The organism is Amycolatopsis cihanbeyliensis (assembly GCF_006715045.1).
Classification (GTDB): Bacteria; Actinomycetota; Actinomycetes; order Mycobacteriales; family Pseudonocardiaceae; genus Amycolatopsis; species Amycolatopsis cihanbeyliensis.
In genome coordinates this window covers 4,188,997-4,203,900 of the sequence record NZ_VFML01000001.1, presented here as the reverse complement: position 1 = coordinate 4,203,900, position 14,904 = coordinate 4,188,997, and the positions used below count along the sequence as shown (strand labels likewise).

14 protein-coding genes are annotated in these 14,904 nt (G+C 69.4%); 10 read left to right on the top strand and 4 right to left on the bottom strand.

From position 1 onward, the window contains the following. Window position 1 precedes the first annotated feature (1 nt). From FB471_RS19105 to FB471_RS19085, 5 genes are all read left to right on the top strand, one after another. Window positions 2-1,036 carry an ABC transporter ATP-binding protein gene (locus tag FB471_RS19105; protein WP_141999800.1) on the top strand — a complete coding sequence of 345 codons (1,035 nt, stop codon included), beginning with the start codon at window positions 2-4 and terminating at the stop codon, window positions 1,034-1,036. After that, window positions 1,033-1,995: an ABC transporter ATP-binding protein gene (locus tag FB471_RS19100; RefSeq protein WP_141999799.1), complete on the top strand. Its 963-nt coding sequence runs from the start codon at window positions 1,033-1,035 to the stop codon at window positions 1,993-1,995. The genes FB471_RS19105 and FB471_RS19100 overlap by 4 nt, the downstream gene beginning before the upstream one ends. A 148-nt stretch (window positions 1,996-2,143) precedes the next feature. After that, window positions 2,144-2,743, top strand: coding sequence for a TMEM165/GDT1 family protein (locus tag FB471_RS19095; RefSeq protein ID WP_141999798.1), 600 nt, complete (start codon window positions 2,144-2,146; stop codon window positions 2,741-2,743). Between the two features lie 144 nt (window positions 2,744-2,887). Continuing rightward, the gene (locus FB471_RS19090) at window positions 2,888-3,658 is read left to right on the top strand and encodes an ABC transporter ATP-binding protein (RefSeq protein ID WP_141999797.1); all 771 of its coding nucleotides are present in this window, start codon (window positions 2,888-2,890) and stop codon (window positions 3,656-3,658) included. A 4-nt stretch (window positions 3,659-3,662) separates the two neighbouring features. Next, complete coding sequence (locus tag FB471_RS19085; RefSeq protein WP_141999796.1) at window positions 3,663-5,597, top strand: FtsX-like permease family protein; 1,935 nt, start codon at window positions 3,663-3,665, stop codon at window positions 5,595-5,597. Window positions 5,598-5,613: 16 nt separating this feature from the next. Here FB471_RS19085 and FB471_RS19080 read toward each other — a convergent pair whose 3' ends face one another. Beyond that, window positions 5,614-6,261 carry an IclR family transcriptional regulator gene (locus FB471_RS19080; RefSeq protein WP_141999795.1) on the bottom strand — a complete coding sequence of 216 codons (648 nt, stop codon included), beginning with the start codon at window positions 6,259-6,261 and terminating at the stop codon, window positions 5,614-5,616. Further along, window positions 6,258-7,112: a hypothetical protein gene (locus tag FB471_RS19075; RefSeq protein WP_142002145.1), complete on the bottom strand. Its 855-nt coding sequence runs from the start codon at window positions 7,110-7,112 to the stop codon at window positions 6,258-6,260. Before FB471_RS19075 ends, FB471_RS19080 begins: the two co-directional genes overlap by 4 nt. Before the next feature lie 84 nt (window positions 7,113-7,196). Between FB471_RS19075 and FB471_RS19070 the strand changes: the two genes are divergently transcribed. Next, window positions 7,197-8,369 carry a homogentisate 1,2-dioxygenase gene (locus tag FB471_RS19070; RefSeq protein ID WP_141999794.1) on the top strand — a complete coding sequence of 391 codons (1,173 nt, stop codon included), beginning with the start codon at window positions 7,197-7,199 and terminating at the stop codon, window positions 8,367-8,369. Between the two features lie 10 nt (window positions 8,370-8,379). Here FB471_RS19070 and FB471_RS19065 read toward each other — a convergent pair whose 3' ends face one another. Further along, the gene (locus FB471_RS19065) at window positions 8,380-9,012 is read right to left on the bottom strand and encodes a LysE family translocator (protein ID WP_141999793.1); all 633 of its coding nucleotides are present in this window, start codon (window positions 9,010-9,012) and stop codon (window positions 8,380-8,382) included. An 86-nt stretch (window positions 9,013-9,098) separates the two neighbouring features. On the opposite strand from FB471_RS19065, the gene FB471_RS19060 reads away from it, so the two are divergent. Then, window positions 9,099-9,908 (top strand): DUF2470 domain-containing protein, encoded by an 810-nt coding sequence (locus FB471_RS19060; RefSeq protein ID WP_170220865.1) that lies wholly within the window; start codon window positions 9,099-9,101, stop codon window positions 9,906-9,908. Between the two features lie 98 nt (window positions 9,909-10,006). On the opposite strand, the gene FB471_RS19055 is transcribed toward FB471_RS19060, so the two are convergent. Continuing rightward, complete coding sequence (locus FB471_RS19055; RefSeq protein ID WP_141999791.1) at window positions 10,007-11,734, bottom strand: BCCT family transporter; 1,728 nt, start codon at window positions 11,732-11,734, stop codon at window positions 10,007-10,009. Window positions 11,735-12,028: 294 nt separating this feature from the next. On the opposite strand from FB471_RS19055, the gene FB471_RS19050 reads away from it, so the two are divergent. The 3 genes from FB471_RS19050 to FB471_RS19040 all read left to right on the top strand — a co-directional run bounded on the left by FB471_RS19050 (window position 12,029) and on the right by FB471_RS19040 (window position 14,903). Continuing rightward, window positions 12,029-12,841: a CPBP family intramembrane glutamic endopeptidase gene (locus FB471_RS19050; RefSeq protein WP_170220864.1), complete on the top strand. Its 813-nt coding sequence runs from the start codon at window positions 12,029-12,031 to the stop codon at window positions 12,839-12,841. 138 nt (window positions 12,842-12,979) lie between these two features. Beyond that, entirely contained in the window at window positions 12,980-14,224 is a 1,245-nt protein-coding gene (locus FB471_RS19045; protein ID WP_141999790.1) for an arginine deiminase, read from the top strand. 127 nt (window positions 14,225-14,351) lie between these two features. Further along, window positions 14,352-14,903, top strand: a complete 552-nt coding sequence (locus FB471_RS19040) for a ferritin (protein ID WP_141999789.1) — start codon at window positions 14,352-14,354, stop codon at window positions 14,901-14,903. The last annotated feature ends 1 nt before the right edge of the window (window position 14,904 follow it).

Genomic DNA, 14,904 nt, shown 5'->3' with positions numbered 1-14,904 from the left:
CGTGAAAGGCACGGAAGACACGGAAGGCACCCTGCTGCGGGTGCGCGACCTCGGCATCACCTTCGACAGCTACGCGGGCGAAGTGCAGGCCGTGCGCGGGGTGTCCTTCGACCTCCGGCGCGGCGAGACGCTCGCCGTGGTCGGCGAGTCGGGCTCGGGCAAGTCCGTGGCGGTGAAGAGCCTGATGGGCCTGCTCCCACGCAACGCGCGGATCACCAGCGGCACGGCCACGCTGGGGGATACCGACCTGTTCGCGCTCGCCGAGAAGGAGATGCGCCGGATCCGGGGCAACAGGATCGCCATGGTGTTCCAGGACCCGATGACCTCGCTCGACCCGACGATGAAGATCGGGGAGCAGATCGGGGAAAGCCTGCGGACAAACCTGGGGCTGCGCGGCGCCGCGGTACGGCAAAGGGCCGTCGAACTGCTCCGGCAGGTGCACATCCCGCACCCGGAGGCCCGGCTGAAGCAGTACCCGCACCAGCTCTCCGGCGGGATGCGGCAACGCGTGGTGATCGCCATCGCGCTCGCGGCCGAGCCGGAGGTGCTCATCGCCGACGAGCCGACCACCGCGCTCGACGTCACCATCCAGGCACAGGTCCTCGACCTGCTCGAGGACCTGCGGCGGTCCCTCGGCATGTCGATCATCCTGATCACCCACGACCTCGGGGTGGTGGCGCGCGGCGCGCATCGCGTGGTCGTGATGTACGGGGGGAAGATCGTGGAAACCGGCACGGCGCGGGACATCTTCCACGACCCGCGGATGCCCTACACCTGGGGGCTGCTGACCTCCATCCCGCTGCCCGCGACCGACAGCAGCCTCGAGCTGACGCCGATCTCCGGCTCGCCACCGGACCCGCTGCACCCACCGGCCGGCTGCCCATACCACCCGAGGTGCCCGCACGCGATGAAGGTCTGCCTCGAGGAGATGCCGGAGCACACCCGGTTCGGCGCGGAGCACGGTGCGGCGTGCTGGCTGCTCCACCCGCTGGCTCCGCGGGTGGAGCCGCCACCGCAGTTCGGAGGGTTACGTTGACCGACACGCTGGTCGAGATCCGCGACCTCAGGAAGCATTTCCGGGTCGGGAAGCGGACCCTGCGCGCCGTGGACGGGATCTCGCTGGAGATCGCGCGCGGTGAGACGTTCGGGCTGGTGGGTGAGTCCGGCTGCGGCAAGACCACCACCGGCCGGGTGCTCGTGCGGCTCTACGAACCCTCCGGCGGGCAGGTCCGCTTCGCGGGCGAGGACGTGTTCGCGCGGCACGGCGCGAAGCCGGGCGACTACAACCGCAGGGTTCAGATGATCTTCCAGGACCCGCGCGCCTCGCTGAACCCGCGCATGGTGGTCGGCGACATCATCGCCGAGGGCATCGACATCCACGGGCTCGCGAAGAGCAAGCAGGGTCGGCTCGAGAAGATCCACGAACTGCTGCACACCGTCGGGCTGAGGCCGGAGCACGCGGGACGCTACCCGCACGAGTTCTCCGGCGGGCAGCGGCAGCGCATCGGGATCGCCCGCGCACTGGCGGTGGAACCGGAGTTCATCGTCGCCGACGAGCCGGTGTCCGCCCTGGACGTGTCCATCCAGGCACAGGTCATCAACCTGCTCCGCGGCCTGCAACGCGAGCGGGACCTGACGTTCCTGTTCATCTCGCACGACCTGTCCGTGGTGCGCTACATCTCCGACCGGATCGGGGTCATGTACCTCGGGCAACTGGTCGAGGTCGGCGCGGCCGACGAGATCTACCACGACCCCCGGCACCCCTACACGCGGGCGTTGCTGTCCGCCGTGCCCGAGCCGGACCCGGAAGCGGGCGCCGGCCGCGACCGGATACGACTCGAGGGCGACGTGCCGGACGCCATACACCCGCCGCCGGGCTGCCGGTTCCGGCCTCGCTGCCCGCACGCGACCGTGGCCTGCGGCGAGGCGGAGCCACAGTGGCGGGAGGTCCGGCCCCGGCACTGGGTGTACGCCTGCCACTGCGTTTCCGCGTAAGCTTTATTTCGGTGCGCCGAAATCGGTAATGAGCCCGGCCTGTTCATTACCCGAAACCGCACCGAAAAAGTCGATTCGCGATTCCCATCTGCTTTTCATTTATCCCGGGCACCCTTATCGTCGAATTGAAAGGGGTGCTGATTCGCAGATGTCCTCCGCATTGCTGGCGCTGGCCGGCACGTTCGCACTTGTCCTGGTGGCCGAGCTGCCGGACAAGACGATGGTCGCCACCCTGGTACTGACCACTCGATTCCGCGGCTGGCCGGTACTGGCCGGGGTGAGTGCCGCGTTCGCCGCGCAGTCGGTGATCGCGGTCGCCTTCGGCAGCGCGCTCACGCTGTTGCCGGAACGCGTCGTTTCCGGGGTGGTGGCAGCGCTGTTCGGCCTCGGCGGGTACCTGTTGCTGCGCGAGGGTTTCGCCCCCGCGGAGGAAGGCGAGCAGGACGCGGCTCGCCGGGGGCCGGCACCGGTGTCCTTCCTGCGCTCGGCCATGACCTCGTTCGGCGTGCTGTTCGCCGCCGAGTGGGGTGACGCCTCCCAGCTGGCCACGGCCGGGCTCGCCGCGCGCTACGGCCAGCCGTTCGCCGTCGGCCTCGGCGCCTTCCTCGCCGCCGTCACGGTGGCCGGGCTCGCGGTGTTCATCGGCCGGAAGCTCAGCGGCAGGCTCCGGCCCCGGCTGCTGCAACGCGTCGCCGGGGTGGCCTTCACCGGGTTCGCGCTGTTCGCCCTGTGGCAAACCGTCGGCTGAGAGGGTTATTCAGAACGACCCAGCGACCGGGGGCCGCCAGGCCCGCGCGAGCGGTCGTACCGCGGCAAGGGGAGGGTGGCCCTACCCCGAAGAGAGGGGTCCACCGCACTGATATCCACCCGATTCGCTGGTGAAGTTGACGGCATGACGCAAACGCGACAGGCCAAGCCTGCGATATCGACGACTGCGGACGTGCCCGCTGTCGAGCTGCGCCGGGTGACGAGAACGTACGGGAAGGGCGATACCGCGATACGCGCGCTCGACGGCGTCAGTACCAGCTTCCCGAACGCGAGGTGGACGGCGGTCATGGGACCGTCCGGCTCCGGGAAGTCGACCCTGCTGCACTGCGCGGCAGGGTTGGAGGGAGTCACGAGCGGCGAGGTGCTGGTGGCGGGCGCCGACATCACCGGCGCCTCCGACGAGGAGCTCACCACCCTTCGCAGGGACACCATCGGCTTCGTGTTCCAGAGCTTCAACCTGATCGGCTCCCTGACCGCCGAGCAGAACGTCGCCCTCCCGCTGCGGCTCGGCGGGCAGCGGGTATCCGCGCGGGACGCCAAAGAGGTGCTGGCGAGCGTGGGGCTCGCCGACCGGGGCAAACATCGACCCCGCGAACTCTCCGGCGGTCAGCGGCAACGTGTCGCCATCGCGCGGGCGATGGTCACCCGCCCGGCCGTGCTCTTCGCCGACGAACCGACGGGAGCACTCGACTCCTCATCGGCGAAGACAGTACTCGCGCTGCTCCGCGAGATGGTCGAGCAGTCCGGGCAGAGCATTGTCATGGTGACGCACGACCCGGCAGCCGCGGCGAGTGCGGACTCCGTGCTGTTCCTCTCCGACGGCCGGATCGTCGACCACGCGCACCGGCCGACGGCGGCGCAAGTCGCGGAACGCCTCGCGGCGCTGGAGGTGTGACAGCATGTTCCGGCTTTCCTGGAGTACCTTCCGCGAACGGTGGCAGCTGTTCCTCGGCTCGATCATCACGGTGAGCATCGGCGTAGCCCTCGTACAGTCGTCGCTGCTCATCCTCATCACAGCGGCGTCGTTCGACGCCCCTTCCGGTATGCCCGCACTGGCACGCGCGCGGTTGCAGGACAGCTACGTCACAGCCATCTCGCTGGTCGGTATCACCCTCGCGCTCGCGGTGTTCCTCACCGTCTTCATCGTCAGCTCGACGTTCGCCTTCACCGTCGCCCAGCGAAGGCGAGATCTCGCGCTACTGCGGCTCACGGGCGGCAGCCGGAAGCAGTTACGCAGGCTCCTGCTGTCCGAGGCGATGCTGCTCGGACTGGTCGGCACCGCGCTCGGCATCCCCTTCGGACTACTGGTGATGCAGTGGCAGTCGCGGCTGCTCGTGTCGTTCGGGTTCCTCCCCACCGGGTTCGGCCCGGAATGGCAGACCTGGATACTCGCGGTGTCCGTCGGCATCGGTCTCGGCGTGGCGCTCGCCGGTGTGCTGGTCTCCTCGCGCCGGGCCGGGCGGGTACGGCCGCTGGAGGCACTCCGCGGCTCCGGCGGCGCGACGCGCGTGATGACGCCGTCACGCTGGTTCTTCGGGGTGCTCTTCCTGGCGGGCGCCACCGCGATGATGATCATCGCCCAGGTCGCGGGGCCGTCGGCCGCGATCCCACTGACGATGCTCGTCGCACTCGCGGCCGCGGTCGGTCTCTCCGCGCTGAGCCCACTCGTCGTCCCGGTTTTCGCGCGGGTACTCGGGCTGCTGCTTCGTACCCGCCCGGTCGGCACCATAGCCGCCGCGAACCTGCGCGACGGAGTGCGGCGGAGCGCGGCGACGGCGGCGCCGCTGATCGTGCTCGTCGGGATCCTCGCGGGTCTGTTCGGCACGGCTCTGTCGATCACGGAGGCGTCGGAACGGGAGTTGCGCCGCGACACGGCGGCGGACTTCGTCGTCACCTCCCCTGTGGACGACGCGAGCCGGATCGCGGGGGTCCCCGGAGTCGCGACCACGTCCGTCGAGGTCGCCGTGCCGCTCGTCCTGACGCTCCCGGAGCACGACGAAGACGAGAGCGGGACGCCGCTCGGGCACGCGCGGGTCATCGACCCGGCCGCCTACCGGCAGGCGCACAGCGTGCGGGCGGTGTCGGGTTCACTCGACGCGTTGCAGGGACACGCTGTCGCGGTAGGAGCCGGGCGCTCCGGAGAGCCAGGGTTCTCCCTCGGCGACACGCTCCACGTCCGGATCGGAGACCGGGAACTGCGGCTGCCGATCGTCGCCGTGCTGCCAGGGAAGATGTCCGGCGGCCCTGACCTGTTGTTACCGAGCGGGATCACGCCGGAACCCGTGCTCACGTCCACGACGGCGCAGACCTTCGTCTCGACGGCGACGGGGGCCGACCGCACCGCGGTCGGCGACCGTATCCGGGCGTCGGTGCACGGCACGGTGGACAGCGCCGACGCGTGGGTGCGGCAGCGCGCCGAAGCGGAGCAGCGTACCCAGCTCAGCATCTTCACCATGATCGCCGGGATGGCGGGCCTCTACGCGCTCTTCGCGGTGATCAACGCGGTGGTCATCGCCGCCGCCGATCGACGAGCCGAGTTCGCCGCGGCCAGGTTGAGCGGGCTCACCAGAGGACAGGTGGTACGGATGGCCGTGCTCGAGTCCGCAACGGTCACCGCGACCGGGGTCCTGCTCGGCGGCGTGGCCGCCACCGGAACACTCCTCGGGATACGTGGCGCGCTGCAACGCGTCACCGGCTTCGGCGTCGTGGAGCTACCGTGGCCGGCCATCGGTGCCCTGGTGACAGGCGCATTCCTCGTCGTCGGCCTCACCAGCCTGTGGACGGCGCGGTCCGCGACTCGCCCGAACCCGACCTCGTTGGTCGGCGACGACTGACCGGAGTATCCGGAGGTCAGCTTCGTACCGGGGCAGGGGTCAGCACCTCGGCCAGTGCCCCGGCGGCCGCGACCACCTGCGGGCCCACCGTGCGCGCGGTGAGTGGCTCCATGGACACCACTCCGACACTGGCGCGCAGCCCCGGTACCCCGCGTATCGGGGCCGCGACGCCGGAGGCGCCCGCCTGCAGCTCGCCGGTGGTGGCGACCCACTCCTTGCCCCCGGGGCGCAGGGTCATCGCCTTACCCGCCGCGCCCTGGGACACCGGATGCCTGTTACCCACCCGGTAGGCCACATGGAAGTTCGTCCAGGAAGGCTCCACCACCGCGACCGCCTGGGCGAACTCCCCCTCGGCCACCGAGAGGTGCGTGGTGGCCCCGGACTTCTCGGCCAGCTCGCGCAGCACCGGCGCGGCGGCCTGCCGCAGCTGGGGCAGCACCTGCCCGGACAGCCGCAGCAGGCCGACGCCGAGCCGCACCTTGCTCCCGTCCCGCCAGACCAGCCCGCGCTCGGACAGCGGGACCAGCAGCCGGTACACCGCGGCCCTGCTCGCCCCGATCGTCACCGCGAGCTCGGAGATGGTGGCCGCGTCACCACCGGCATCGGCCACCGCTTGCAGTAACGCGAGCCCGCGTTCCAGGGTCAGCGAGCTCTCCCTGCTCACAGCAGTCCGAGTCCCTTCACGTCGGCGACCGGATCGTCGAGGCTCGGCGAGGCGTAGCAGGCGAACAGCGAGCGCACCGCGCGGGCCGCCTGCTCGGACAGCTCCAGCGCCTCGTGGGCGAGCGCCTCGCCATCGGTCATCGCCAGTGCCTCCCGGACGTCCCGCCCCGAAAGGCAGCGCGCGGCCGCGACCAGCAGGTTCAGGAAGCCGTGATGGGTGAACCCTGTCTCCGGGTCGGTGTACCGCACGGCGCGGTTCAGGCTGTTCGTGGCCTTGAACGAGGATCCGGAGAAGCTGCTGACCACGGAAAGGAAGTCGGCCACCTCGTCGACACTCGGGAAGTTCTCGCTGGACAACCCGCCACACCGGATCTTCGGCCAGCTTCCGTGCTCGATGACCTTGCGCACGCCGTCCAGCCAGCCCACGCCGCGACGTGGCTCGACCACCCGGACCACGTCCTCCGGCACGAACTCCGAGACCCGTTCCAGCCACACCTCGTCCACATCCGAGGGAGCCGGCATCTCGACCATCCGCAAGGACAGCAGCTCGGCGCGGGACTCCACGATCGAGATCGCTTTCGGCACCCCGCCCAGTCCGGTGTCGATGATCAACGACAGGGGCAACGGCTGCTCCGGCCGAACCTTGATCAACTCGGTGATCAGCTCCGGCAGCCGGGACGCCTGGCAGAGGAACACCCCGAGCATGCCGGCGTGCTCGCCGGCCCGGATATCGAGGTGAGCCTGCACCGCCTCGGGCATCGCCGAGTCGCTGGGCGGGAAGAGCGCCGAGTCGTCGACGAGCCGCGTGAGCAGGGGCGGGATTCCACGAGGGCCTGGAGGCGTGAGTTCCACAGCGCTTGACACGACTGACACGCTAGTAGCGTACGACATGAGAACAAATCTGTCCGTCTAACGAACGCTCCGAGGGAGACAGCGATGCCGTTCTATCGCCGGGTCGGCGAGACCCCACCGAAACGGCACACGCAGTTCCGCTCGCCACAGGGCAGCCTGTACGCCGAGGAGTTGATGGGCGTCGAGGGCTTCTCCGCGGACTCGTCGTTGCTCTACCACCGCAACCTGCCCACCGCGATCGTGGACGCCGTGGCCGTGCCGGACGAGCGCGGACCGCTGCTGCCCAACCACCCGCTCAAGCCACGCAGCTTCCGCACCCAGGACCTGAAGTTCGGTGCGGCGGCCGACGCGGTGACCGACCGCAGGCGGCTGTTCGGCAACGCGGACGTGACCATCTGCTTCGCCGCCGCCACCGCGGACAGCCCGCTGTACCGCAACGCGGCCGGCGACGAGCTGTGCTACGTGCAGGGCGGCGCGGGCACCGTGGAGACCGTCTACGGCGCACTGGACGTGGCGGAGGGCGACTACCTGGTCATCCCGACCTCGTGCACCTACCGGGTGCGGCCGCGGGGCGAGCTGCGGATGCTGATCCTGGAGGCGCGCGGGCACATCGGGCCGCCGAAGCGCTACCTTTCGGCCCGCGGCCAGTTCCTCGAGCACTCGCCGTACTGCGAGCGCGACCTGCGCGGGCCGACCGAGCCGTTGCTGGCCGAGGGCACCGATGTGCAGGTGCTGGTCCGGCACCGGGCGGGGCTGACCCGCTACACCTACGCCAACCACCCCTTCGACGTGGTCGGCTGGGACGGCTGCCTGTACCCGTGGGTCTTCAATATCGACGATTTCGAACCGATCACCGGGCGGATCCACCAGCCGCCGCCCGTGCACCAGACCTTCGAGGGTCCGAACTTCGTGGTCTGCTCCTTCTGCCCGCGCAAGGTCGACTACCACCCGGACTCGATCCCGGTGCCGTACAACCACGCCAACGTCGACTCCGACGAGCTGATGTTCTACGTGCGCGGCAACTACGAGGCGCGCAAGGGTTCCGGGATCGGCATCGGGTCACTGTCCCTGCATCCCTCCGGCTTCACCCACGGGCCGCAGCCCGGGGCCGCGGAGGCGTCCATCGGCGCGGAGTTCTTCGACGAGACAGCGGTGATGGTGGACACCTTCGCGCCGCTGGACCTCGGCGAGGCGGCCGAGGCCGCCGAGGATCCCGGCTACGCCTGGACCTGGTCCGGCCGCGGCCCCGGTTCCTGAGCGCCTGCCCCTACGGGCGGGCCTGCAGCGCGAGCCGCAGGCCGAGCGCGACCAGCAGGGCGCCGGTCACCGCGTCCAGCGTCCTGCGCACCCGGGATGTGCTGAACAACCTGCGCATCGCGCCGACCACGTTGGCGACCACCAGGAACCACAGCGCGGTGCACAGGACCGGGATCGCGGACAGCAGCGCGGTGTCGGCGAGGGTGGGGGCGGCCGGCAGGAACTGCGGCAGCAGTGCCACGAAGAACACCGCGCACTTGGGGTTCAGCACGTTGCACAGCAGACCCTGCCGGAAGGCCCTGCCCGCGCCGATGGCGTCCGGCACGGGCTGCCACGGCAGGCTCCCGCCGCCACGGCGGGCGGCGAGCAACGCCTTCGCCCCCAGGAAGACCAGGTAGGCCGCACCGGCGAGCTTCACCACGGTGAACGCGGCGGCGGAGGCGGCGAGCAACCCGGCGACCCCGAACGCGGCCACCACCGACCAGACCAGGATGCCCGCCGTGATGCCCAGCGCCGTCGCGGTGCCCGCGCGCCGGCCGGAGAGGGCCGAGTGCCGCAGGACCACGGCGAAGTCCGGCCCCGGCGAGATGGCGCCGAGCAGCACGACTCCGCCGAACGGGACGAGTTGAGCCCAGGAGGTCATCTGCCGACCCTACTGCGGTAAGCGAGGTGGGGGATGGCGCTTTCCAGGGTCGAGCGACTAGGTTAGGCTCACCTAAGTGGAGGTGAGTGGTGACCGATACCCAGATCCGTCGCCCGCCGGTCCCGCAACCGGCCGAGCGGGCAAAGACGATCGCCGCCCGCGGTAGCGGCCCGGCGACCCTGATGCCGTCCGCCGAGCGCGCCGCCCCCGCCGACCAGCGGGTGGTACCGGTACTACGGCACGTCCATGCCAGCGGCAGCGTGAGCGTCCTGCTGCCGGACGAGCACCCGCTGGTGCACGCCACCATGCGGGCTTCCGGCGGTGAGCTCGGGGTGATGTTCGAGCTCACCGACCTCGCCCCGGTCGAGCTGCGGGAGCCGGTGCGCGGCCTGCTCTGGATCACCGGGTGGCTGCGCAGGCTGGACGAGCGCGCCGCGCGGGCGCGGGCGGTTTCCATCGCCGACACCCGGCCGGACTCCCGGCTGCTCGATGTCGGGTACGGACTCAGCGTGCTCCGACTCACCCCGGCCTCGCTGGTGCTGGCCGACGCGGACGGCACGCACTCGCTGCGCCCGCACGTGTTCAGCGCCGCGGCCCCGGATCCCTTCCTCGACTACGAGGCAGGGTGGCTGCGGCATCTGGAGAGCACGCATACCGACGTGGTCGAGCAACTGGCCCGGCACCTGCCTGCGGAACTGCGGCACGGTCGCATCCGGCCGCTCGGCTTGGACCGGTTCGGCTTCCGGCTCCGGGTCGAGGCCGAGGTCGGCGACCACGACGTGCGACTGGCCTTCAGCAAACCGGTCGAGACACCGCCACAGCTGGCCATGGAGCTGCGCAAGCTGGCCGGCTGCCCGTTCCTCGCCACGGCCGGAAAGCCGGGCGGGCACGGCTGACCGGCCACGCCCCATCCACTGTAGAACCAACCGGAAAGGAAAACGGGCCCCGGTGTCGCGGCACCCGGGGCCCGTTTTCGCCGTTCTCGGGACGGCTGCTAGGTCTTACCGCCCGCGGTGGACGGGTTCTTCGACTCGTCGCCGCTCGTCTCGTCGCCGCTCGACTCGTCGCCGTTCGGCTCGACCAACCCTTCGTCGATCAGGCTCTGCGAGACATGCTCGGTGAGTTCGTCCCGTTGCAGCCTGCGTTGGATGCGGACCTGTGTTCGCCGTTCTGCACTGAAATCTCGCCAGATCGACACGCACATACCGAGCATCACCACGCTGAACGGTAGGGCGATCACGATCGCCGCGATCTTCAGCGCCTGCAGCCCGCCGGCCAGCAGCAGCGCGATCGCCACCAGCCCCTCCGCCGTTGCCCAGAACACCCGGCTCCAGCGCGGCGGCTCCGGGTCGCCGCCGGAGGCGAGCATGTCCACCACCAGCGAACCGGAGTCCGAGGAGGTGACGAAGAACAGGGCGATCAGGATGACCGCACCGGCCACCACAACGGAGCCACCGGGCAGCCCGTCGAGCATGCCGAACAGCGACCCCTCGGTGTCCACCGACCCGTCTCCGCCGACCAGACCACCCTCACCGAACAGCTGCCGGTGCAGCGCGGTGCCGCCGAAGACGGTGAACCACAGGAAGGTGACCACGGTGGGCACGATCAGCACCCCGGCGACGAACTCGCGCACCGTGCGGCCACGGGAGATCCGCGCGATGAACACGCCGACGAAGGGCGCCCAGGAAATCCACCAGCCCCAGTAGAAGGCGGTCCACCAGCCCTGCCACTCGGTGCCGTCCTCGCCCTGCAGCGCGGTGGCGTTGAAGCTGAGCTGGAACATGTTCTGGAAGTAGTCCCCGATGGACTGCACCAGCTCGCGGAAGAGGAACAGCGTCGGGCCGGTGACGAGCACGAACAGCAACAGGAGCGCGGCGAGGCCCATGTTGGTGTTCGAAAGGATCTTGATGCCCTTCTTCAGCCCGGTGACCACCGACACGATCGCCAGGGTGGTGATGGCGCCGATCAGGATGATCTTGGTCCAGTTGCCCGGGTTGCTGACCAGCCCCATGAAGTCGAGGCCGGACGCGATCTGCGACACGCCGAGCCCCAGCGAGGTAGCCACGCCGAACAGCGTGCCGACGATGGCCGCGATGTCGATGACGTCGCCGATCCAGCCCTTGACCCGGTTGCCCAGCAGTGGCTCCAGCGCCCAGCGGATGGAGACCGGCCGCTGCTTGCGGTGGATGGCGTAGGCGATCGCCACGCCGACCACGACGTAGATCGCCCACGGGTGCAGGCCCCAGTGCAGGAAGGTCTGGACGATCGAGTCCTGCGCACCCTGCTCGTCCATGGCCCCGATTCCGGAGGCCCTGTTCGGGATCCCGGCGTAATGGTTCAGCGGCTCGGCCACGCCCCAGAACACCAGGCCGATACCCATGCCGGCCGCGAACAGCATCGCGAACCACGACTTGAGCTTGAACTCCGGCTCCTCGTCCTTGGGAGCCAGCTTGATGTCACCGAAGTGCCCGATACCGATCCAGATCGCGAAGACCACGAAGCCGGACACGATGAGCAGGTAGTACCAGCTGAAGGTACCGACGATCGTGCCCTGGATGGCGTCGAAGGCATCGCCCATGGTGGTCGGAAAGAGCACTGTGAACAGCACGAACGCAGTGATGATGCTCGCTGCGGGCCAAAATACCCTCGGCGCGATCGTGTCCGTCCATTTTTTCTTCGGACTGGATGGCACCGGGGCCCCAGTATCCGATGTTGTCGCCACGAGGCGGTCCTCCCTGTTTGCGGCTCACCGGGCCCGATGAGCCGGGTATTCGGCCAGACACCCCAGGGCTCCACGGCGGGCCGCGACCCGCCCGGCGCCGCTGACTGACACCCCGCAGTGAGCTACGCAACCGGACATTACGCGCCTTGGCGTGTCGCCTGGCCTCCTTGTGCGTCCGTAAGACTGTAGACCCGATAGGTAACGTTTCGATCAGCCACTATCGCAAACCACCCCTGCCGATGTCGCACCGAAGCCTCTGACCAGGTGATACTTCGACTGAGGTAGCTTGCCATCGTGCGTCATCGCCTGTCCGCCTGGCTCGCCCCGCAGCGGCCCGCCACCCCCGAGCCAATCGACGACCCGGCCCGGCGGCGGGTCCTGATCATCGAACTGATCATCGTTTTCGCGATCACCCTCGGCCTGTCCGGGGTACGCAGCCTGCTGTCACTTGTGGACGCATTGTTACGTCCGGAACCGCTGGGCGAGCAGCGGGTGGCGATCAACGCGCCACAGGCCACGATGGATCTGATCGATCTGCTCAAGCAGTTGCTCAGCGTCGTGCAACTGCTCGGCTGGGGCGCGCTGGGGGCGTACCTGCTGGTGCGCGGCGGCATGCGGCTGGCCGAGGTCGGGCTCGATCGCCGGCGTCCGGGCCGCGATCTCCGCCTTGGCGTCGGCCTGACCGCGCTGATCGGCCTTCCCGGCCTGGCACTGTACCTCGTCGGCTGGCAACTCGGCCTCAACCTCGCGGTACAGCCGTCTACTTTGGACGAGACATGGTGGCGACCGATCACGCTGACACTGGCGGCATTCGGGAACTCCTTCGCCGAGGAAATGCTCGTCGTGGGTTACTTGCTGACCCGGCTGCGCCAGCTCGGCAGCGGGGAGAATTCGGCGTTGCTGATCGCCGCCGTCCTGCGCGGTTCGTATCACCTCTATCAAGGCATCGGTGGATTTGTCGGCAACCTGATAATGGGGCTGGTATTCGGCAGAGTGTGGCAACGCACCAACCGGCTGTGGCCACTGATCGTCGCGCACACCCTGCTCGACGTGGTCGCCTTCGTCGGCTACGCGTTCCTGCGCGACCGGGTCACCTGGCTGCCCTGAACGGCGCGTTCAGGGCCCCGGGAGGACGAGGTGCGCAACGAATCGCACGTCGGGGGCGCGGGTTCATGCGGTTCCGGCGGCTTACCGTCGGGTTTCACGGCTCCCCGGCCGACCGCGGTACTCATTACGCTCGCAGGCGTGAACCAAGCGAACTCCCCCCGAGTGGACAGCGAGGTCGGCCCCCTGCGTTCGGTGCTGCTGCACCGGCCGGGCGCCGAGCTCAAACGGCTGACCCCGCGCAACAACGACCAGCTGCTCTTCGACTCCATCCCGTGGGTGGGCCGCGCCCAGGAGGAACACGACGCGTTCGCCGAGGTGCTGCGCGGGCACGGCGTGGAGGTACTGCTGCTGTCCGAGCTGCTGCGCGCCACCCTGGAGGACCCGCGGGCACATGCGGCCGGGGTGCACGCGGCGGTGGACGGCAGGCGACTGGGCGGCGACCTCGCCGACTCGCTGCGCTCGCACCTGTCCGGCGTACCGGCGGGCGTGCTGGCCGAGGTGCTGATGGCGGGCATGACCTTCGAGGAGCTGCCGGCCGCGGAGGGCACCTCGCTGGTGCGGAAGATGAACCACCCCTACGACTTCGCCGTGGACCCGCTGCCGAACCTGCTGTTCACCAGGGACTCCTCGGCGTGGATCGCGGACAGGGTAGCGATCTCCTCGCTGGCCATGCCCGCCCGCAACCGGGAGACCGCGTTGCTGGACCTCGTCTACGCCTACCACCCACGGTTCCTCGGCACGGTGCGCGCCTACGGCGCCCACTCCGCCCCCATCGAGGGCGGCGACATCCTGCTGCTCGCCCCCGGCGTGCTGGCCGTCGGCGTCGGCGAGCGCACCTCGGCCGCGGGCGCGGAGGCGCTGGCCAGGTCGGCCTTCGCCGACGACATCGCGCACACCGTGCTGGCCGTGCCGATCGCGCAGGCCAGGGCGACCATGCACCTGGACACCGTGTGCACCATGGTCGGTGCCGACGCGGTGGTGATGTACCCGCTGGCCAGGGAGTCACTGGTGGCCTACACGCTGCGCCCGGACGAGGCGGACGGCGGCAAGGAGGCCCTGCGGGTGGACGGCCCCCGACCGTTCCTCACCGCCGCGGCCGAGGCGATGGGCATCGACCGCCTGCGGGTGATCGACACCGGGCTCGACCCGGTCACCGCCGAGCGGGAGCAGTGGGACGACGGCAACAACACCCTCGCCGTCGCTCCCGGTGTGGTCGTGGGCTACGAGCGCAACATCGAGACGAACGCCCGGCTGGAGCAAGCCGGGATCGAGGTACTGCGGATCGCCGGGTCCGAGCTCGGCTCCGGCCGGGGCGGTCCCCGCTGCATGTCCTGCCCGATCGCCAGGGCGCCGCTCCCCGAGAAGTTAGCCTTTCCTAATTAATGCGTTTCCCAAGTAGGCAAGGCTAAGCGAAATTAGTTTTACCTTGGCTTATAAATACTACACGAATGGGGTTCACATCACTACCTGAAAGTGGAAATCCGGTGCGGGTATGGCGTATCTTTTCGGTATGGCCGTCACCAAGAAGCAACCGCGTTCGAAGTTCTACGAGCTCCTGCAGGGGCAGGTGCACAACGAGTTCAACGCGTCCCAGCAGTACGTCGCACTCGCGGTGTGGTTCGACAACGAGGACCTGCCGCGGCTCGCCAAGCACTTCTACAAGCAGTCCATTGAGGAACGTAACCACGCACTCGCGCTGGTGCAGTACATGATGGACACCGACCACCACGTGGAGATTCCGGGGACCGGCGAAGTCCGCAACGACTTCTCCAACGCCGTCGAACTGCTCGAGCTCGCGCTGGCTCAGGAGAAGGAGGTCGCCGCGGATATCAAGACGCTGGCCAAGGCCGCCCGCTCCGAGGACGACTACCAGGGCGAGCAGTTCATGCAGTGGTTCCTCAAGGAACAGGTCGAGGAGATCGCCCAGATGTCCACGCTGCTGAACGTGCTCAAGCGCGCGAACGGCAACCTGTTCGAGGTCGAGCAGTTCCTGAACCGCGAGTCGGTGGGCGACGACGGGGACGACCCGACCATGCCGCCGGTCGCGGGCGGCGCCCTGTAGC